Raw genomic sequence first — 18,979 nt, 5'->3', positions numbered from 1 at the left:
GCACCTGGACCACGGCCGCCGAGCCCCCGCCCGCCTACCGCTCCGGGGTGGCCTGGCTGCCGGGGAGCCGCCGGGGCGCGCTCGCGGTCGGGCCGACCGGCACGGACGTCACGTCGGACGGCGGGCGCAGCTGGCGGACGGTCGATGCGGGGTCGTACGACACCGTGGACTGCACGCGGGACCGGTCGTGTTGGGCGTCCGGCGAGAAGGGCCGGATCGCGCGCTGGGAGCGGGGCTAGGGCGGCGCCCGCCGGCAGGGCTAGGGCAGTACCTGCCGGTAGGGGGCGAGTTCCGGCGCCGTCTTGGTGGCGATGAACTCGGTGATGCGGTACTCGCAGACCTCGGCGATGACGAAGGGGTCGCCCGCCGCGATCTCCTCGATCGCCGCGAGGTCCTCGGCCACGGCGAGGATCACGCCGCCGTCGCGCGGATTCTTGCGCCCGGAGGCGATGAAGACACCCTGCGCGTACAGCTGGTCCAGCCAGGCGACATGGGCCTCAAGCTCCTTGTCGACGGCGGACACGGGCGCGGTGTAGGTCAACTCGAGAACGAACATGATCGCGAGGCTACCGGGGCGCGTCGCCATGTGCGGCCACGGCCCGGGGCGTTCGCTTCGTCCCGTATCCGTAGCAAGTGTGAACGCCCGGCGCGCGCACGGTACGGAGTCGCCTCGACCGCTTGTGTAGTCGCCCCTTATGCTGACCGCTCAACCGGCCGCTCCATGGGGTGACTTCGTGCTGCGCGGCCGGCCCATTTCTGCCAGGAGTTCACTTTGCTGTACAGGAAGACCGCTTTGCGCGTTGCCGCGCCCGTGGCCGTGCTCGCCCTCGCGCTGACCGCCTGCGGTGGTGGCGACAAGAAGGACTCGGCGGACAAGCCGAAGGCGAAGTCGTCGCCCGAGTCCGGCGGCGAGCTCGGCACCGGCGAGAGCGCCACCGGCAAGGTGAAGGAGGGTGACACTCCCGTCACCTACGAGATCACCGCGCAGAAGGTCGAGCTCGGCACGGAGGCCGAGACCAAGAAGATGGTGGCGGACCCCAAGGAGGCCAAGGGCCTGGTCCCGGCCATCGCCTACGTGAAGTACACGCACAAGTCCGGCGCCGCCCTCGCGGAGACCCCGGACGCCAACGACGCCACCACGGTCTGGGCGGACGGCAAGCGCGGAACCCTCGTCATCGGCGCCGCCGACGACGCGCCGGGCTGCGAGGACGCCTCGTCCATCGAGGGCTGGAAGCAGGGCCAGACCCACGTCCTGTGCGACACCTACCTGGTCCCCAAGGACGCCAAGGACCTGGAGATCCACTGGTCGGAGGAGGACGGCGAGCCGTTCATCTGGAAGTTCGCGGCCAAGTAGCGCACCGCCGGGGCGGGCTGCTCTCGGCCCGCCCCGCGTTCACGGGCCAACTCCGGTGGGTGACCGGGCAAGCCCTAGTCTTGGCCGCACCATGACGACCCACGCCGCCGCCCTCGCGCACATCCCCGCCGACTGGCCCACCGACGAACCGGCCGCCCGCGCCGTCCAGGACGGACTCCGCGCCAGGGTCGTGCTCGACGAAGCGGGTCCGCAGCCGGGCACGGGACATGTCACGGGGGTCGACGTCGCCTACGACGACGAGCGCGACATCGTCGCCGCCGCGGTCGTCGTCCTGGACGCCGCGACACTCGACGTCGTCGAGGAGGCCACCGCGGTGGGCCGCGTGGCCTTCCCGTACGTGCCTGGCCTGCTCGCCTTCCGCGAGATCCCCACCGTCATCGCCGCCCTGGGGGAGCTCGAATCCGACCCGGGTCTCGTCGTCTGCGACGGCTACGGCATCGCGCATCCCCGCCGCTTCGGCCTCGCGAGCCACCTCGGCGTCCTCACCGGACTCCCCACGATCGGCGTGGCCAAGAACCCCTTCACGTTCACGTACGAGGCTCCCGGCGCGCCGCGGGGCAGCGCGGCCCCCCTCCTCGACGGCGCCGAGGAGATCGGCCGCGCCCTGCGCACCCGCGAGGACGTCAAGCCGGTCTTCGTCTCCGTCGGTCACCGCGTGAGCCTGGACAACGCCTGCGCCCACACGCTGCGTCTGACGCCGCGCTACCGCATCCCTGAGTCGACGCGGCGCGCGGACGCCCTGTGCCGCGCGGCACTGCGCGAGGCCGCCGCTAGCGCGTCGCCACCACCCGGAACCTGAGCCCCGCCGCCGTAAGGCGGGCCGTCAGCGCGTCGCCCATCGCCACGGCGGTGGTCACCTGCCCGGCCACGTCCGGCAGGTCGTCGTCGACGGCCAGGCACAGCGCCGCCTCGCCCAGCATCTTCGCCGTCTCGTCGTACCCCGGGTCACCGCCCGAGACCTCCGTGAACACCCGCTTGCCGCCGCCCTCGCCGACGAACCGCACGGAGAACCAGCTCTCCGCCCGCCGCCGCTCGCTCGGCCCCTCACCCGGCTTGAGCCGCGAGGACAACCACCGTCGCGCGGGCGGCAGTTGAGCGGCGGCCACCAGGCCGGTGACGGCCGCGGCGCCGCCGATGGCGAACGGCAGGGTCTTGACCGCCGCGTAGTGCCGGTAGCGGAAGTCGGGTCCGTAGCGCTCAAGGGCCCGCGCCGAGCGCTGCACCACCTGCGGGTCGATCGTCGGCAGCGGAAGGGCCCAGGCGCCGACCTCGCCGGCGTACCGGGGCGCGCTCGGCGGCGCGTACGCCTTGCGGCCCACCAGGCGCGGCTCGTGCCGCCGACGGTCCCGCGAGGCGGCCACCATCTGCGGACCGCGCGAGAACTGCTCGAGCGCGGAGGCGAACGTACCCCCGGAGAAGGTCGCGTTGCTGCGCACGAACCCGTCGACGCGCAGCGGCACGCCCTCCGGAAGCTGCCGCACCGTGAAGTACGCGCCCAGGTCGTGCGGGACCGAGTCGAAGCCGCAGGAGTGCACGAGCCGGGCGCCCGTCTCCCGCGCGCGGGCGTCGTGCCGCACGTACGTGAGGTCGACGAACTCCGGCTCACCGGTGAGGTCCACGTAGTCCGTGCCCGCCTCCGCGCACGCGGCGACGAGCTCCTGGCCGTACGTGAGGTAGGGGCCGACGGTCGTGGCCACCACGCGCGCGTGGCCGGCCAACTCCCGCAGGGACGCCGGGTCCGCCACGTCCGCGCGGACGAGGGGGAGTTTCGCGCAGGCCGGATGGGCCTCGGCGAGCTTCTCCCGCAGCCGCTCCAGCTTCGCGGTGTCACGCCCCGCGATCGCCCAGCGCAGCCCTTCGGGCGCATGCGCGGCGAGGTACTCCGCGGTGAGCACGCCGACGAAACCCGTCGCTCCGAAGAGCACGATGTCGTACGTGCGGTCCGCCGCACGCTCCTTGCCGTTGCCGTTGCCGTTGCCGTTCTGACTGGTCATGGCACCTCTCTGACGTGCAGCCCGCGCCGATGTCGGTGGCCGAGGCTAGCGTGAAGGGTCCCGGCGGTTACCAGGAGGTACCCCATGGCTGTCCCGAAGAGTGCCCTGAGGAAGTGGGAGCGGGTGCGTGACTTCGCGCTCGGCATGCCGGGCGCCGCCGAGGAGTTCCCCTGGGGCGAGAGCGTCGCCAAGGTCAACAAGAAGGTGTTCGTCTTCCTCGGAATGGACGACGGAAGCTATCCCCTCGGCATCACCGTCAAGCTCAAGGACGAGGCGGCGCACGCCCACGCCCTGACGGCACCCGGCGCCGAGCCCGCCGGGTACGGCCTGGGCAAGGCGGGCTGGGTGCGGGTCCCCCTGGAGGAGAATGGCGCACCGCGCGCCGAGCTGCTCTGCGACTGGGTCGAGGAGAGCTACCGCACGATCGCCACGAAGAAGCTCGTCGCGGAACTGGACGGCCGCTGACCTGGACGGACCCGTTTAGATCCGGGAAGCGGATGCCCCGCCGCGCCTGCTCTGTCCCTCAATTTGTCTAAGCGCTTGCTTGCTAGGGTCTTGTGCGGAGTGGAACACGTTCTTAGCATCACTGGTGTTACATCAGTTGTGTCATAGCTGTGTCATAGCGCTGGGGGCTCAATGGCAGTGCCGGACAAGGGTGTTCACGGACCGCTCGCAGGGGTGCGCGTGGTCGAGCTGGCCGGTATCGGGCCCGGCCCGTTCGCGGCCATGCTGCTCGCCGACCTCGGCGCCGATGTCGTACGCGTCGACCGGCCGGGCGGCGGCGGTCTCGCGATCAATCCCGAGTACGACGTCACCAACCGCAACAAACGCTCCGTGATCGTCGATCTCAAGGCGGCGGACGGCGCGGACCGCGTCCTCGACCTGGTCGACCGCGCGGACGTGCTCATCGAGGGCTACCGCCCCGGCGTCGCCGAGCGCCTCGGTGTCGGCCCCGGCGCCTGTCACGCCCGCAACCCGAAGCTCGTCTACGGACGGATGACCGGCTGGGGCCAGGAGGGCCCGCTCGCCCAGCGCGCCGGGCACGACATCGCGTACATCGCGATCACCGGCACCCTCGGCATGATCGGCAACCCCGGCGAGCCGCCCACCGTCCCCGCCAACCTCGTCGGTGACTACGCGGGCGGCTCGCTCTACCTCGTCGTCGGCATCCTCGCGGCCCTGCACCACGCGCGCGAGCACGGCACGGGCCAGGTCGTGGACGCCGCGATCGTCGACGGCACCGCGCACCTCACGTCGATGATCCACGGCATGCTCGCGGCGGGCGGCTGGCAGGACCGGCGCGGCGCCAACCTCCTGGACGGCGGCTGCCCGTTCTACGGCAACTACGAGACCGCCGACGGCGGTTACATGGCCGTCGGCGCCCTTGAGCAGCAGTTCTACGACGAGTTCAGCGCGCTGCTCGGCCTGGCGGACGAGGCGCCCGCGCGCAAGGACCTGGCCCGCTGGGGCGAGCTGCGCGAGGCGGTCGCCGCCCGCTTCAAGGCCCGCACGCGCGAGGAATGGACGGCCGTCTTCGAAGGCTCCGACGCGTGCGTCGCGCCCGTGCTCTCGCTGACCGAAGCCCCCGGCCACCCCCATCTCGCCGCCCGCGGCACCTTCGTCGACCACGGCGGCATCACCCAGCCCGCCCCCGCACCGCGCTTCTCCGCGACCCCGACGGACATCCGCGGCGGCCCCGCCCAGCCGGGCGCGGACACCGAGGACGTGGCCCGCGACTGGAACGTACCGGCCCTGATGAGCACCCCCACGAAGGAAGACGACTGATGCAACTCTCCGCACCTCTCGCCTACGCGGGCGACCCGCGGCAGGCAGCCGACGATGTCGCGGCCCTGGAGTCCGCCGGTCTGGACGCCGTCTGGGTGGCGGAGGCCTACGGCTTCGACTCGCCCACCATCATGGGCTACCTGGCCGCGCGCACCGAGCGTATGAAGATCGGCGCCGCGATCCTTAACGTCTACTCGCGCACCCCCGCCCTCATCGCCCAGACGGCCGCCGGACTCGACGCGATCTCCGGTGGCCGGGCGATCATCGGACTCGGAGCGTCGGGCCCGCAGGTCGTCGAGGGCTGGCACGGGAAGCCGTACGACAAGCCCCTGGCCCGCACCCGCGAGGCCATCGAGCTGACCCGCCGCATCCTGCGCCGCGAGGTCATCGACCACCACGGCGTCACGGACATGCCGCTGCCCCCGGAGAAGGGCGGCAAGCTGGGCAAGCCGCTGAAGATCCTCACCAAGCCGGTCCGCTCCGAAGTGCCGCTGTACGTCGCGTCCCTGGGCCCGGCCAACGTCCGCATGACCGCCGAGATCGCGGACGGCTGGCTGCCGACCCTGTTCATCCCGGAAAAGGCCCACCAGGTGTGGGGCGCTCCGCTCGCCGATGGCAAGGAGAAGCGCGATCCGGCGCTCGGACCGTTGCAGACGGTCGCGGGCGGACTGCTCGCCATCGGTGACGACGCAGCCGCCGTACGGGATTTCGCCCGGCCTCAGATCGCCCTCTACGTAGGCGGCATGGGCGCCCCGGGTAAGAACTTCTACAACGACCTCGCGGTCGCGTACGGCTACGAGAAGGAGGCCAAGCGCATCCAGGAGCTGTACCTCTCGGGCAAGAAGAAGGAAGCCGAGGCCGCGGTACCGGACGAGTTCTGCGAGCTCATGTCGCTGTGCGGGCCCGAGAGCTACGTCCGCGAGCGTGTCGAGGCCTTCCGCGAGGCCGGCGTCACCATGCTCAACGTCATTCCCGTCGGCCCCGAGCCGGCCAAGTTGATAGAGACCGTCAAGGGCTGGCTCTAGGAGGCCGTACGTGAAGCGACAGATCTTCTCCGCCGAGCACGAGGCGTTCCGCGAGACCGTCCGCACCTTCCTGGCCAAGGAGGTGCTGCCCCACTACGAAGAGTGGGAGAAGGACGGGATCGTCAGCCGTGACGCCTGGCTCGCGGCGGGCAAGCAGGGGCTGCTCGGGCTCGCCGTGCCCGAGGAGTACGGAGGCGGCGGGAACGCCGACTTCCGCTACAGCGTCGTCCTCTCCGAGGAGTTCACGCGTGCGGGCGCGGCCGGGCTCGCCCTCGGACTGCACAACGACATCATCGGCCCGTACCTGACCTCCCTGGCCACCGACGACCAGAAGCGGCGCTGGCTGCCCGGCTTCTGTTCCGGCGAGATCATCACGGCCATCGCGATGACCGAGCCGGGCGCGGGCTCCGACCTCCAGGGCATCCGCACCACCGCCGTCGACCAGGGCGACCACTGGCTGCTCAACGGCTCCAAGACGTTCATCTCGAACGGCATCCTCGCCGACCTCGTCATCGTCGTCGCCAAGACCTCCCCGGAGGGCGGCGCGAAGGGCCTGTCCCTGCTGGTCGTCGAGCGCGGCACGGACGGCTTCGAGCGGGGCCGCAACCTCGACAAGATCGGCCAGAAGTCCCAGGACACCGCCGAGTTGTTCTTCAACGACGTACGCGTCCCCAAGGAGAACCTCCTCGGCGAGCTCGACGGCGCCTTCATCCACCTGATGACGAACCTCGCCCAGGAGCGCATGGGCATCGCCGTCGCCGGGATCGCCGCCGCCGAGTACCTCCTGGAGATCACCACGACGTACGTCAAGGAGCGCGAGGCCTTCGGGCGGCCGCTCTCCAAGCTCCAGCACATCCGCTTCGAGATCGCCGAGATGGCCACCGAGTGCGCGGTCACCCGTGCGTTCCTCGACCGGTGCATCGTCGATCACTCGAACGGGGAACTCGACGCCGTGCACGCGTCGATGGCCAAGTGGTGGGCCACCGAGCTGCAAAAGCGCGTCGCCGACTGCTGCCTGCAACTGCATGGCGGTTACGGCTACATGACCGAGTACCGCGTCGCCAAGGCCTTCACCGACGGCCGCATCCAGACGATCTACGGAGGTACGACCGAGATCATGAAGGAGATCATCGGCCGCTCCCTGCTCGCCTGAGTCCGACCGACCCTCATCTTCAAAATCTTCAAGGTTCTTATGCGAAAGGCTGCTGTCTTGACCACCGAAGCGTACGTATACGACGCGATCCGCACCCCGCGCGGACGCGGCAAGGCCAATGGTGCCCTGCACGGCACCAAGCCGATCGACCTCGTCGTCGGCCTGATCCACGAGATCCGGGCGCGGTTCCCCGACCTGGACCCGGCGGCCGTCGACGACATCGTCCTCGGTGTCGTGGGCCCCGTCGGCGACCAGGGCTCCGACATCGCGCGCATCGCGGCCATCGCCGCCGGTCTTCCCGACACCGTCGCGGGCGTCCAGGAGAACCGCTTCTGTGCCTCGGGTCTCGAGGCGGTCAACATGGCCGCGATGAAGGTGCGTTCGGGCTGGGAGGACCTGGTCCTCGCGGGCGGCGTCGAGTCGATGTCGCGCGTCCCGATGGCGTCGGACGGCGGCGCCTGGTTCGCCGACCCGATGACCAACTACGAGACGGGCTTCGTGCCGCAGGGCATCGGCGCCGACCTGATCGCCACCGTCGAGGGTTACTCGCGGCGTGACGTCGACGAGTACGCCGCCCTGTCCCAGGAGCGCGCCGCGGCCGCCTGGAAGGACAACCGCTTCGAGAAGTCCGTCGTGCCGGTGAAGGACCGCAGCGGCCTCGTCGTCCTCGACCACGACGAGTACATGCGTCCCGGCACCACCGCCGACTCGCTCGCCAAGCTGAAGCCGTCCTTCAAGGACATCGGCGACCTCGGCGGCTTCGACGCCGTCGCGCTGCAGAAGTACCACTGGGTCGAGAAGATCGACCACGTCCACCACGCGGGCAACTCCTCCGGCATCGTGGACGGCGCCGCGCTTGTGGCCATCGGCACGAAGGAGGTCGGCGAGCGCTACGGCCTCGCGCCGCGCGCCCGGATCGTCTCCGCGGCCGTCTCCGGCTCCGAGCCGACCATCATGCTGACCGGCCCGGCGCCTGCCGCCCGCAAGGCGCTCGCCAAGGCGGGTCTGACCATCGACGACATCGACCTCGTCGAGATCAACGAGGCCTTCGCGGCGGTGGTTCTCCGCTTCGTGAAGGACATGGGGCTTTCGCTGGACAAGGTGAACGTCAACGGCGGAGCGATTGCGTTGGGGCATCCCTTGGGCGCGACCGGGGCGATGATTTTGGGCACGTTGGTCGACGAACTGGAGCGGCGGGACCTGCGGTACGGGCTCGCCACGCTCTGCGTTGGCGGGGGCATGGGGATCGCCACGATCGTGGAACGGGTCTAGCGCCGCTGGGGCTGGGGACCGTCGCCGACCGCGGGTGCGTCGTGGTTGCTCGCGCAGTTCCCCGCGCCCCTGATGCAGCGGCTTCGCCGCGCCTCATGAAGGCGCGCACGCAGTGCGCCCTTCAGGGGCGCGGGGAACTGCGCGACCAGCCCCCACCGGCGATCAGTCGGCCACGAACCGCAGCCACCCTCCCCGGGCCCCGCCCCCGCCCACAACAGACTTCACGGAGAACGTCATGACGCAGAAAAGCACCACCATCCACTGGGAGATGGACGCCACCGGCATCCTCACCCTCGTCCTCGACGACCCCAACCAGTCCGCGAACACCATGAACCAGGCGTTCAAGGACTCCATCGCGGCGATCGCCGCGCGCGCGGAGGCCGAGAAGGACTCCATCCGCGGCATCATCTACACCTCCGCCAAGAAGACCTTCTTCGCGGGCGGTGACCTGAAGGACATGATGCAGGCAGGCCCCGAGAACGCCCAGGCGGCGTTCGAGGCGGGCGTCGCCATCAAGGGCTCCCTGCGCCGCATCGAGACCCTCGGCAAGCCGGTCGTCGCCGCCATCAACGGCGCGGCCCTCGGCGGTGGTTACGAGATCGCCCTCGCCAGCCACCACCGCGTCGCGCTCGACGCGCCCGGCTCCAAGATCGGCCTGCCCGAAGTCACCCTCGGCCTGCTCCCGGCGGGCGGCGGCGTGACCCGCACCGTGCGCCTCATGGGCATCGCGGACGCGCTCCTGAAGGTGCTCCTCCAGGGCACCCAGTACTCCCCGAAGCGCGCCCTGGAGAACGGCCTCATCCACGAAGTGGCCGCCACCCGCGAGGAGATGATCGAGAAGGCCCGTGCCTTCATCGACGCCAACCCCGAGTCGGCGCAGCCCTGGGACAAGCCCGGCTACCGGATCCCCGGCGGCACCCCGGCCAATCCGAAGTTCGCGGCGAACCTGCCCGCGTTCCCGGCCAACCTGAAGAAGCAGATCAACGGCGCCCCCTACCCGGCCCCGCGCAACATCCTCGCGGCCGCCGTCGAGGGCTCCCAGGTCGACTTCGAGACGGCGCTGACCATCGAGGCCCGGTACTTCACCGAGCTGGTCACGGGCCAGACCGCGAAGAACATGATCCAGGCGTTCTTCTTCGACCTCCAGGCCGTCAACTCCGGTGCCAACAGGCCCAAGGGCATCGAGGCGCGCCCGGTCCGCAAGGCCGCCGTCCTGGGCGCCGGGATGATGGGCGCGGGCATCGCCTACTCGTGCGCCCGCGCGGGCATCGAGGTCGTTCTCAAGGACGTCTCCGCCGAGGCCGCCGCCAAGGGCAAGGCCTACTCCGAGAAGCTGTGCGCCAAGGCGGTGCAGCGGGGGCGTACGACCCAGGAGAAGGCCGACGCGCTGCTCGCCCGCATCACGCCGACCGCCGACCCGCAGGACCTCGCGGGCTGCGACGCCGTGATCGAGGCCGTCTTCGAGGACACCTCCCTCAAGCACAAGGTGTTCCAGGAGATCCAGGACGTCATCGAGCCGGACGCGCTGCTCTGCTCCAACACATCGACGCTGCCCATCACCCAGCTCGCCGAGGGTGTCACGCGGCCCGTCGACTTCATCGGCCTGCACTTCTTCTCGCCCGTCGACAAGATGCCACTCGTCGAGATCATCAAGGGCGAGCGGACCGGGGACCAGGCGCTCGCGCGCGCGTTCGACCTCGTACGCCAGATCAACAAGACGCCGATCGTCGTCAACGACTCGCGTGGCTTCTTCACCTCGCGCGTGATCGGGCACTTCATCAACGAAGGCGTCGCGATGGTCGGCGAGGGCATCGAGCCCGCGTCCATCGAGCAGGCCGCGGCCCAGGCGGGCTACCCGGCGAAGGTCCTCTCCCTGATGGACGAGCTGACCCTCACCCTGCCTCGCAAGATCCGCAACGAGACGAAGCGCGCGGTCGAGGAGGCGGGCGGCACGTGGGCCGGGCACCCCTCGGACTCCGTCATCGACCGCATGGTCGACGAGTTCGAGCGTCCCGGCAGGAGCGGGGGAGCGGGCTTCTACGAGTACGTGGACGGCAAGCGCGCGGGTCTGTGGCCGGGCCTGCGCGAGCACTTCACCAAGCCGGGCACGGAGATCCCGTTCAAGGACATGCAGGAGCGCATGCTCTTCTCCGAGTCGCTCGACACCGTGCGCCTGGTGGAGGAGGGCGTCCTGACGTCCGTCGCGGACGCCAACATCGGCTCCATCTTCGGCATCGGCTTCCCCGGCTGGACCGGTGGCGTGCTGCAGTACATCAACGGCTACGAAGGCGGCCTGCCCGGATTCGTGGCCCGCGCGCGCGAGTTGGCCGACCGCTACGGGGAGCGGTTCACGCCGCCCGCGCTGCTGGTCGAGAAGGCGGACAACGGCGAGAAGTTCAGCGACAACTGAAGCTGGTCGCCCCCGGTTCCGGCCCTCCGAGGGCGGAACCGGGGGTCCTTCCCGCCGCGTCGTATCCTGCCGTAGAGCATGATCACGACAAACGGAGGATGGCCGCTGTGCGGTTCACGACTGGGGGAACGACGCGAGCAGTTGGCGTCGGAGTGCTGGTCCTCTCGCTGGCCCTGACGGGCTGCGGGGGCAAGAAGAAGAACAAGAAGAGCAAGTCGGGTTCGGGGTCGTCGCACAGCCGCACCGTCGGCGGCGCGACGGGCGGCGGAGCCGCCGGCAAGGGCGCCGGATCGCTGAGCGGCGCGCAGGACGCCAAGGCGATCCTGCCGCCCGCCGACACCATGCCCGCCGCCCTGCGCAACGTCTCCACGGAGCTGCACAGCCGCGCCAAGGCCCCCTCCGTGTGCAAGGACCCGGGCGGCAAGTGCAAGGGCGCCGTCGCCAACGGCCAGGTCGGCTACCGCAGCAGCGACAAGTCCGAGCTCGCCGGCTACGACCTGATCGTGTACCGGAACGAGACGGCTGCCGAGCGTGCCTTCGCCGCCTGGAAGAGCTACGCGGAGAACAACCACCACGAGCTCAAGGTCCTCGACGGGCCGTCACAGGGCGAGGCGAGCATCACCTACGGGTACAAGACGCCCGCGAAGAAGAACACGCAGACGATCGTGATCTTCCAGGGCAAGTACGTCGCCACGCTCGACCTCCGGGACGACTCCGGTGAGGGTAAGACGCAGAGGGACCTTCTGACCCTCTCCGAGGTCTTTGCCACACGCATGCTGCAGGCCACGCGGGACGAGACGCCGAGCGCCACTGCGGCCAACGTCAAGGTGTAGCAAGGGGGTCGGGGAGTGGCTCAGCCTTCCTTGAGCCACTCCCTCAGCTCTTCCTTCAAGGACCGCTGGAACGCCGTCACCAGGGCCTGCACCACCATCGGCTGCATATGGGCCGACAGGGACCGCATCGCCGCCACGTGCTCCGGGTCCGACTCCCGCTCGCGGTAAGGCCCCCACACCTCGTCGCGGAAGAGCCGGGACAGCTCGACGGCGGCCGAGCGGGTGTGCTCCATCAGGACCGTGCGCGCCGCCAGGATCGTCTCGTGCGCGATGGGTACGTCGAGCAGTTCCACACCGAGGCGCAGCAGTCCCGGGTCGACGCGAAACGCCCCCGGGTGCTCCGCCGACGTGACGACCCCCATCGCCGAGAGCCGGTCCAGGTCCTCGTCCGTCAGCGACCGGCCCGCCCTGCGCTCCAGCTCCGCGTGGTCGGTGTCCTCGGCGGAGTCGGGGGCCCAGGAGGCCACCACCGCGCGGTGGATGGCGAGGTCGTGGGCGCTCAGGTCGGGCGGCAGCTGTTCCAGATACCGCTCGATGGCGGCCAGCGTCATGCCCTGGTGCTGCAGCTCCTCGATGAGCCCGAGCCGGGACAGATGCTCCTGGCCGTAGTGGCCGACCCGGCGCGGGCCGATCACGGGCGGCGGCAGCAGACCCTTGGTGCTGTAGAAGCGGATGGTGCGGACGGTGACACCCGCGCGAGCGGCCAGTTCGTCGACCGTGAGCGTCGGCTCGTCGGTGTCCGACGTCGTCGTCATCGTCATGGCAGCGCTTCGCCTCCCCAGTTGTGCACCGATCAGGTGCAACAGTATTGCTGTCTCACCACTGTTGTGAAAGCGTCCCGCCCAGTCACTTGCTTCGTCGATGACGCCAGGAGGCGGTCATGACCACGATCCTGCGACTCCCCGGGGAACCCGCCGACATCACGCTCCCCGCCCTGCTGCTCCGCAACGCCGAGGACCACGGCGACCTCCCCGCACTCTCCTGGCGCCCCGCCCCCGAAGCGGAGTGGGAGACGCTGACCTGGCGCGAAGCACGCCGCAAGGTCGGCGTCCTCGCCGCCGGATACGCGGCGCTCGGCGTGCGTCGGGGCGAGCACGTCCTGATGATGATGGGCAACCGCCCCGAGCACTGGCTGAGCGATCTCGCCCTCGTACACCTCGGCGCGGTCCCCGTCACCGTGTACGGCACTTCGGCCCCCGAGCAGATCGCGCACATCGCCCGGCACAGCCGTGCCCGCTTCGCGATCGTCGAGGGCGCCCGGGAGCTGGAGCGCTGGGAGCCGCTCCTGTCGGACGCCACGGCCCCGCTGGAGCGCCTGGTGGTCGTCGAGGCGGCCGAGGCGGGCCCGCACCGCACGTACGGCTCCCTGCACGCCACAGGAGGCCGGCTGTTCGACCCGGACGCCTTCGAGAAGGCCTGGCGCGAAACCCGGGCCGAGGATCCGCTGACCGTCGTCTACACCTCGGGCACCACCGGCGACCCCAAGGGCGTCCGCATCACGCACCGCAATGTCGTCCTCAACGGCGTCGGCCTGGACGCCGTCGTCGTGCTCCCCGACTTCGTGGAGCACATCAGCTACCTCCCGTTCGCACACGTCGCGGAGCGCATGCTGGGCATCTACCTGCCCGTGTTCCGCGCCGCGCACGTGTATCTGTGCGCGGACCCGGCCGCCGTCGCCGCGACCGCGCGCGAGCTGCGTCCCGCCCAGTTCTTCGGGGTCCCGCGCGTGTGGGAGAAGCTGGCCGCGTCCGTGAAGGCCGTGCTCGCGGGACTGCCGGAGGAGCAGCGCGAGTCGATCGAGGCGGCCAACGAGACGGCACGCGCGCGTGTGGAGTACGTCGAGCGCGGCGAGGTCCCGCCGGCCGACGTGGAGACGGCGTACCGCGAGGCCAAGGAGAAGATCCTCGACCCGCTGCTCTCCCTGGCCGGATTCGACCGCCTGGTGTGGACCGCGAGCGCGGCGGCGTCGATGCCCCTGGACGTCGTGCGCTTCTGGGCGGGCTTCGACGTCGTGATCATGGACGCGTGGGGTCTGACGGAGACGACCGGGGTCGTCACCATCAACAACCCGGCCGCCTTCCGGCTCGGCTCGGTGGGCAAGCCCCTGGACGGCCTGGAGATCCGCACCGACGACGACGGCGAGATCCTGGTGCGCGGCGCGACGGTCTTCGACGGCTACCTCCTGCCCGACGGCGGAGTCGAGTCGGCCTGCGACGCGGACGGCTGGTTCGCCACCGGCGACGTCGGGCGGATCGACGAGGACGGCTTCCTCTGGCTCACCGACCGCAAGAAGGAACTGATCGTGACCTCGACGGGCAAGAACGTCTCGCCCGTGCTCGTCGAGAACACCCTCAAGGAGCACCCCCTCATAGGCCAGGCCCTCGTCCACGGCGACGGCCGCTCCTACCTGGTGGCGCTGCTCGTCCTGGACACCGAGATGGCCCCCGTCTGGGCCGCCGCCCGGGGCATCACGGGCGACCTGATGGCGAGCGAGGCCGTGCGGGAGGAGGTCGCGCGCGCCGTCGAGGCGGCCAACGCGCGCCTCAACCGCACCGAGCAGATCAAGCGCTACCGGCTCCTGGGGGAGGAGTGGGGCCCCGAGACCGGGGAGCTGACGCCGTCCCTGAAGCTGCGCCGCAGGGTCATCAGGGAGAAGTACGCGCAGGCCATCAACGGGCTCTACGCCCCCTGACCCGCGGGGCGTGCATCCGCTGATCCATGTGCTGTACACCCAGTGATCAGCGGATGTACACCCCCTGCCCACCATGTGAGAAGTGCCGCTATGTGACGTGCGCCACCGCATGTGGGGCGATCTCTGGGGGAAGGTGTCGCGTCGGTCCACGCACACGTCAGGGGTGTCGTGGACCGGAGCACATCCGGACACCGGAGTTTTCCGGGCACCAGAGAGTAGACCCCCCACGTGAGCAAGGAAGCCGTAGACACGGCCGCTGCGGACGCATCCCGCACAGATGCGTCCCAGGCCCCCGCGGACGCGGGCGACGCCGGTTACAGCAAGGACCTCAAGGCCCGTCACGTCAACATGATCGCCATCGGTGGCGCGATCGGAACTGGACTCTTTCTCGGTGCGGGCGGCCGCCTGCACTCCGCGGGCCCCGCGCTCGCCGTCGCGTACCTCGTGTGCGGCATCTTTGCCTTCTTCGTCGTACGCGCCCTCGGCGAGATGGTCGTCTACCGGCCGTCGTCGGGTTCGTTCGTCTCCTACGCGCGTGAGTTCCTCGGCGAGAAGGGCGCCTACGTCGCCGGCTGGATGTACTTCCTCAACTGGTCGACCACCGGCATCGCCGACATCACCGCCATCGCGCTCTACACGCACTACTGGAGCTTCTTCACCGACATCCCCCAGTGGGTGCTCGCGCTGATCGCCCTCGCGGTCGTCCTCGTGATCAACCTGATCTCGGTGAAGATCTTCGGCGAGATGGAGTTCTGGTTCGCGATCGTCAAGGTCGCGGCCCTGGTCGCCTTCATGCTGATCGGCATCTTCCTGCTGGTCACCCAGCACAAGGTCGGCGGCGAGACGCCCGGCCTGAGCGTGATCACCGACAACGGCGGCTTCCTGCCGCACGGCCTGATGCCGGTCGTGATCATCATGCAGGGTGTCGTCTTCGCGTACGCCTCGCTGGAGCTCGTCGGCGTCGCGGCCGGCGAGACCGCCGATCCGCAGAAGGTCGTCCCGCGCGCGGTGAACTCCATCATGTGGCGCGTGGGCCTCTTCTACGTCGGCTCGGTCGTCCTCCTCGCCCTGCTCCTGCCGGGATCGGTGTACTCGGCCGACCAGAGCCCGTTCGTGACGGTCCTCTCCAAGATCGGCGTCCCCGCGGCCGGTGACGTGATGAACCTGGTCGTCCTCACGGCGGCGATGTCCTCGCTGAACTCGGGCCTGTACTCCACGGGCCGCATCCTGCGCTCGATGGCGATGGCGGGTTCGGCGCCGAAGTTCACCGCGAAGATGAACAAGAGTCAGGTCCCCTACGGCGGCATCCTGCTCACCTCCGCGGTGTGTGTGCTCGGCGTCGGCCTGAACTTCCTCATGCCGAGCCAGGCCTTCGAGATCGTCCTGAACGTGGCGTCCCTCGGCATCATCAGCACCTGGGTGATCATCATGATCTGCCACCTGGCGTTCGTCCGGCGTGCCAAGGAGGGCGTGATCACCCGGCCCAGCTTCCAACTCCCCGGCAGCCCGGTCACGGAGATCGTCACGATCGTCTTCCTGCTCTCCGTGCTCGTCCTGATGTGGAAGGACCCCGAGATCGGCCGCAAGACGCTCTACCTCATCCCGATCATCGCGGCGGCACTGGCCGCCGGCTGGTACGGGATCCGCCGCAGGGTGGACCGCGAGGCGGCAGGCCTCACGAAGTAGCGGCTCAGGAGCCACTGTCAGTGGCAGCGCCTACGGTGGCGTCACCTCGGAGATCACCTTTCTCCGAGGTGACGCCACCGCGCCGTTGGGCAAGGTTGTCAAGCCGAACGCCCACGTGCGTCCCAGCAGTCACAGGACTAGCCTGAAATTACGGCCATGAGGTCCGTGAGGGTATGAGCCCCGAGTTCCCCCCCACGAGGCCATGTGGGCTTTTCCCCCACACAGTTGCAGGCTTCGGGCCGGTACTTCTCCAACTCGCGGTGCGGGAGGAGGTGTATCACCATGCGTGCCTACGAGCGCCCCACACTGACGGCGGCAGGGACCTTCTGGAAGGTCACCGGGATGGCACTCAAGCGCAACGGTCCCCCTGACTTCCTCGGCCAGCACAGCATCCTCCGCTGACGTTGCGACGCCACGCGACGCGACGTCTGACGGGAAACGGAGCCGAAGTTGACCGGACAGCCAGATGGACGATCGGTGGCGGACGGCAACGCCCGCCACCGGCACGTCAGAGAGGCCGGACTGGCCGAACTCGCCGCTGTGCCCACGTGGTTCGTGGCGCTCCCGGACTGCGCCGCGGCCGAAGCGGCCGGGGCGCGGCTGCGCGAGTACGCGGAGTACGGGGCCCCGCACCCCTCCGGGCGGCCCTGGCTGCTCGGCGCGGGCCGGGACGGGCTGGCCCTGGGGCAGGGGCGGGACGCCAAGGTCGCGGTGTTCGGGCAGCACGCCGTCACCGGGGACGATCTGGACCGGATCGCGGGGCGGATCGCGGCGGGCGAGGAGGCGGGGGCGTACGCGGAAAGGCTGGCCGGGAGCTTCCACCTGGTCGCGTCCGCGGGTGGGCAGGTGCGGGTGCAGGGGGCGCTGAGCGGGCTCCGGCGGGTGTACACGGCCGAGGTCGACGGCATCACGGTGGCCGCGGACCGGGCCGACGTCCTTGCGTTCCTGACGGGAAGTCAGGCTGGGGGCAGCGGGGTCGAACTCGACCGCGCGCAGCTCGCGTTCCACCTCCTGGACCCCCCACTGCTGCACCCCCTCACCGACCGCCCCGTGTGGCGCAACGTGACCTTCGTGCCGCCTGACCACTGTGTGCTGCTCGACCGCGATGGCCGGGCGCGCACCCTTCCCCGCTGGACACCGCCCCCGCCGGACCTCTCGCTGGCCGAGGGGGCCCGCGCCGTCCGAGAGGCCCTCGAAGCGGCGGTGGCCGTCCGTACGGCGGGTCAGCAGCTCGTCAGCGGGGACCTCAGCGGCCTGGACTCCACCTCGGTGTGCTGCCTGGCGGCAGGCCGTACGCGGGTGGTGGCCTTCACCGCTGCAAGCCCCGACCCGCTCGACGACGACGTGGAGTGGGCGGTGCGCACCGCCGCCGCCGTGGGCGGCATCGAGCATCACGTCGTACCGGCCGCCGAGATGCCGTCGATCTACCACGGGCTGCCGGGCATGGACGAGCCGTTCGACGAGCCGTGCGGCGTGATCGCCGACTCGGCGCGGTGGCTGGCCCTCGCCCGCCGGGCCGCGGCACACGGCTCAGCCGTGCACCTGACCGGCTTCGGCGGCGACGAGCTGCTCGGCGCCAGCACCAGCCACCTGCGAACTCTGCTGCGCCACCGCCCCGTTGAGGCCGTCCGGCAGCTTCGGGGCTTCACCGCGAGCTACCGCTGGTCGCGCCGCCAGGTGCTGCGGCAGCTGTGCGACACCCGCCCGTACGGCCACTGGCTGGGCGCCGCAGCGGGACTGCTCACCGCTCCCGCGCCGTCCGAGAACGCTCCGACGCTCGACTGGGGGCCGGTGCCGCGGATGCCGCCGTGGGCGACCGAGGCCGCCACGGACGCCGTACGCGCACTGATACGGGACGCGGCACCGGACGCCGAGCTGCTCGCCGGGCGCCGCGGGATCCACGACGACCTGGAGGGGATCCGGGACGCGGCCCGCCCGCTGCGGCCCATCGGACAGCTCGCGGCCCGTACGGGGATCCGGCTGGCCGCGCCGTACTACGACGACCGGGTGCTGGAGGCCGCGCTCGCCGTGCGCCCCGAGGAGAAGCGCACCCCATGGCGGTACAAGCCGCTGCTACTGGAGGGGATGCGGGGCGCCGTACCCGATGTGAGCCTGGCCCGGCAGAGCAAGTCCCCCGGCACCTGCGACCTGGACGGGGCCCTGCGGAGGCACCGGGCCGAACTCCTGGCCCTGTGGGAGGACTCCAGTCTTGCCCGGCTCGGCCTGGCTGATCCCGCCGTGCTGCGCACGCTGTGCGCCCGCCCCCTTACGGAGCACGGACGTGACCTGCACGGCGCGCTCTACCAGGCGGTGGCCTGCGAGGTCTGGCTGCGCGCCAGGGAGCGGACGGCCGCCACCCCCAACCCGGAGGCGAAGAGCCCATGTTGAAGCTGCGCGACGGCGTGTCCCGCGCCGACACCGACTACGGCACCACCCTGCTCGATGAGGACAGCGGGCAGTACTGGAATCTCAACGGAACGGGCGCGCTGGTACTCCGTACGCTGCTCGACGGCGGGACGCAGGAGCTTGCCGTCGAACGTCTGACGGGCGAGTACGAGGTGGACGCCGACAGCGCCCGCGCGGACGTCAGCGAACTCGTCGAGGCGCTGGACTCCGCCGGTCTCGCGAGAGTTGAGGAGGTGCCCAGGTGAGCACTCCACAGACCATCAGCCACCGGCCCCGCTCGGTGCGGCTGCCGCGCCGTGTGCTCGCCCGGCACGACGAGTACGGACTCGGTGTCGACCCCGTGCTGCT

The 18,979-nt window shown here is 70.5% G+C and carries 17 protein-coding genes and 1 pseudogene; 15 read left to right on the top strand and 3 right to left on the bottom strand.

All coding sequences use genetic code 11. The features are described from left to right. Positions 1-239 (top strand): annotated as a pseudogene (locus tag ABD378_RS11560) (oxidoreductase); the annotation flags it as partial. A 20-nt stretch (positions 240-259) separates the two neighbouring features. Here ABD378_RS11560 and ABD378_RS11555 read toward each other — a convergent pair. Then, on the bottom strand, positions 260-556 hold the full coding sequence (locus ABD378_RS11555; protein WP_344520530.1) for a YciI family protein: 297 nt from the start codon (positions 554-556) through the stop codon (positions 260-262). A 216-nt stretch (positions 557-772) separates the two neighbouring features. Between ABD378_RS11555 and ABD378_RS11550 the strand changes: the two genes are divergently transcribed. Both ABD378_RS11550 and ABD378_RS11545 read left to right on the top strand, forming a co-directional pair. Continuing rightward, positions 773-1,354: a hypothetical protein gene (locus ABD378_RS11550; protein WP_344520529.1), complete on the top strand. Its 582-nt coding sequence runs from the start codon at positions 773-775 to the stop codon at positions 1,352-1,354. Between the two features lie 91 nt (positions 1,355-1,445). Continuing rightward, positions 1,446-2,174 carry an endonuclease V gene (locus ABD378_RS11545; protein ID WP_344520528.1) on the top strand — a complete coding sequence of 243 codons (729 nt, stop codon included), beginning with the start codon at positions 1,446-1,448 and terminating at the stop codon, positions 2,172-2,174. Here ABD378_RS11545 and ABD378_RS11540 read toward each other — a convergent pair. Continuing rightward, on the bottom strand, positions 2,146-3,369 hold the full coding sequence (locus ABD378_RS11540) for a saccharopine dehydrogenase family protein (RefSeq protein WP_344520527.1): 1,224 nt from the start codon (positions 3,367-3,369) through the stop codon (positions 2,146-2,148). The genes ABD378_RS11545 and ABD378_RS11540 overlap by 29 nt on opposite strands. An 84-nt stretch (positions 3,370-3,453) precedes the next feature. Here ABD378_RS11540 and ABD378_RS11535 point away from each other — a divergent pair, with 84 nt between their 5' ends. The 7 genes from ABD378_RS11535 (at position 3,454) to ABD378_RS11505 (ending at position 11,847) form a co-directional block, all read left to right on the top strand. Next, positions 3,454-3,834 (top strand): MmcQ/YjbR family DNA-binding protein, encoded by a 381-nt coding sequence (locus tag ABD378_RS11535; protein ID WP_344520526.1) that lies wholly within the window; start codon positions 3,454-3,456, stop codon positions 3,832-3,834. 171 nt (positions 3,835-4,005) lie between these two features. Then, entirely contained in the window at positions 4,006-5,154 is a 1,149-nt protein-coding gene (locus ABD378_RS11530) for a CaiB/BaiF CoA transferase family protein (protein WP_344520525.1), read from the top strand. Next, on the top strand, positions 5,154-6,179 hold the full coding sequence (locus ABD378_RS11525; RefSeq protein WP_344520524.1) for an LLM class F420-dependent oxidoreductase: 1,026 nt from the start codon (positions 5,154-5,156) through the stop codon (positions 6,177-6,179). The genes ABD378_RS11530 and ABD378_RS11525 overlap by 1 nt, the downstream gene beginning before the upstream one ends. 10 nt (positions 6,180-6,189) lie before the next feature. Then, positions 6,190-7,332, top strand: a complete 1,143-nt coding sequence (locus ABD378_RS11520; RefSeq protein WP_344520523.1) for an acyl-CoA dehydrogenase family protein — start codon at positions 6,190-6,192, stop codon at positions 7,330-7,332. 57 nt (positions 7,333-7,389) lie between these two features. Then, entirely contained in the window at positions 7,390-8,604 is a 1,215-nt protein-coding gene (locus ABD378_RS11515) for an acetyl-CoA C-acetyltransferase (protein WP_344520522.1), read from the top strand. A gap of 235 nt (positions 8,605-8,839) precedes the next feature. Continuing rightward, positions 8,840-11,014, top strand: coding sequence for a 3-hydroxyacyl-CoA dehydrogenase NAD-binding domain-containing protein (locus ABD378_RS11510; protein WP_344520521.1), 2,175 nt, complete (start codon positions 8,840-8,842; stop codon positions 11,012-11,014). Between the two features lie 107 nt (positions 11,015-11,121). After that, a complete protein-coding gene (locus ABD378_RS11505) occupies positions 11,122-11,847 on the top strand; it encodes a hypothetical protein (RefSeq protein WP_344520520.1) in 726 nt (241 codons plus the stop codon). 20 nt (positions 11,848-11,867) lie between these two features. Here the strand turns inward: ABD378_RS11505 and ABD378_RS11500 are convergent, their stop codons facing one another. Then, a complete protein-coding gene (locus ABD378_RS11500; protein WP_344520569.1) occupies positions 11,868-12,602 on the bottom strand; it encodes a MerR family transcriptional regulator in 735 nt (244 codons plus the stop codon). 125 nt (positions 12,603-12,727) lie between these two features. On the opposite strand from ABD378_RS11500, the gene ABD378_RS11495 reads away from it, so the two are divergent. The 5 genes from ABD378_RS11495 to ABD378_RS11475 all read left to right on the top strand — a co-directional run bounded on the left by ABD378_RS11495 (position 12,728) and on the right by ABD378_RS11475 (position 18,876). Beyond that, on the top strand, positions 12,728-14,539 hold the full coding sequence (locus tag ABD378_RS11495) for an AMP-dependent synthetase/ligase (RefSeq protein WP_344520519.1): 1,812 nt from the start codon (positions 12,728-12,730) through the stop codon (positions 14,537-14,539). Positions 14,540-14,767: 228 nt separating this feature from the next. After that, on the top strand, positions 14,768-16,225 hold the full coding sequence (locus ABD378_RS11490) for an amino acid permease (protein WP_344520518.1): 1,458 nt from the start codon (positions 14,768-14,770) through the stop codon (positions 16,223-16,225). A gap of 282 nt (positions 16,226-16,507) precedes the next feature. Next, a complete protein-coding gene (locus ABD378_RS11485; RefSeq protein WP_344520517.1) occupies positions 16,508-16,627 on the top strand; it encodes a keywimysin-related RiPP in 120 nt (39 codons plus the stop codon). 75 nt (positions 16,628-16,702) lie between these two features. After that, positions 16,703-18,613, top strand: a complete 1,911-nt coding sequence (locus ABD378_RS11480; RefSeq protein ID WP_344520516.1) for an asparagine synthase-related protein — start codon at positions 16,703-16,705, stop codon at positions 18,611-18,613. Continuing rightward, entirely contained in the window at positions 18,607-18,876 is a 270-nt protein-coding gene (locus ABD378_RS11475; RefSeq protein ID WP_344520515.1) for a lasso peptide biosynthesis PqqD family chaperone, read from the top strand. Before ABD378_RS11480 ends, ABD378_RS11475 begins: the two co-directional genes overlap by 7 nt. The last annotated feature ends 103 nt before the right edge of the window (positions 18,877-18,979 follow it).

The sequence above is a fragment of the Streptomyces rectiviolaceus genome, assembly GCF_039533825.1.
GTDB classification, from domain to species: Bacteria; Actinomycetota; Actinomycetes; order Streptomycetales; family Streptomycetaceae; genus Streptomyces; species Streptomyces rectiviolaceus.
Note: the sequence above shows the minus strand (reverse complement) of the source record. Positions and strands in the feature narration are given on the sequence as shown.

Excerpts from the sequence above, each read along its gene's own strand:
- ABD378_RS11555 (WP_344520530.1), bottom strand. The coding sequence starts at position 556 with ATGTTCGTTCTCGAGTTGACCTACACCGCGCCCGTGTCCGCCGTCGAC.
- ABD378_RS11545 (WP_344520528.1), top strand. The coding sequence starts at position 1,446 with ATGACGACCCACGCCGCCGCCCTCGCGCACATCCCCGCCGACTGGCCC.
- ABD378_RS11540 (WP_344520527.1), bottom strand. The coding sequence starts at position 3,369 with ATGACCAGTCAGAACGGCAACGGCAACGGCAACGGCAAGGAGCGTGCG.
- ABD378_RS11535 (WP_344520526.1), top strand. The coding sequence starts at position 3,454 with ATGGCTGTCCCGAAGAGTGCCCTGAGGAAGTGGGAGCGGGTGCGTGAC.
- ABD378_RS11530 (WP_344520525.1), top strand. The coding sequence starts at position 4,006 with ATGGCAGTGCCGGACAAGGGTGTTCACGGACCGCTCGCAGGGGTGCGC.
- ABD378_RS11525 (WP_344520524.1), top strand. The coding sequence starts at position 5,154 with ATGCAACTCTCCGCACCTCTCGCCTACGCGGGCGACCCGCGGCAGGCA.
- ABD378_RS11510 (WP_344520521.1), top strand. The coding sequence starts at position 8,840 with ATGACGCAGAAAAGCACCACCATCCACTGGGAGATGGACGCCACCGGC.
- ABD378_RS11500 (WP_344520569.1), bottom strand. The coding sequence starts at position 12,602 with ATGACGACGACGTCGGACACCGACGAGCCGACGCTCACGGTCGACGAA.
- ABD378_RS11495 (WP_344520519.1), top strand. The coding sequence starts at position 12,728 with ATGACCACGATCCTGCGACTCCCCGGGGAACCCGCCGACATCACGCTC.
- ABD378_RS11485 (WP_344520517.1), top strand. The coding sequence starts at position 16,508 with ATGCGTGCCTACGAGCGCCCCACACTGACGGCGGCAGGGACCTTCTGG.
- ABD378_RS11475 (WP_344520515.1), top strand. The coding sequence starts at position 18,607 with ATGTTGAAGCTGCGCGACGGCGTGTCCCGCGCCGACACCGACTACGGC.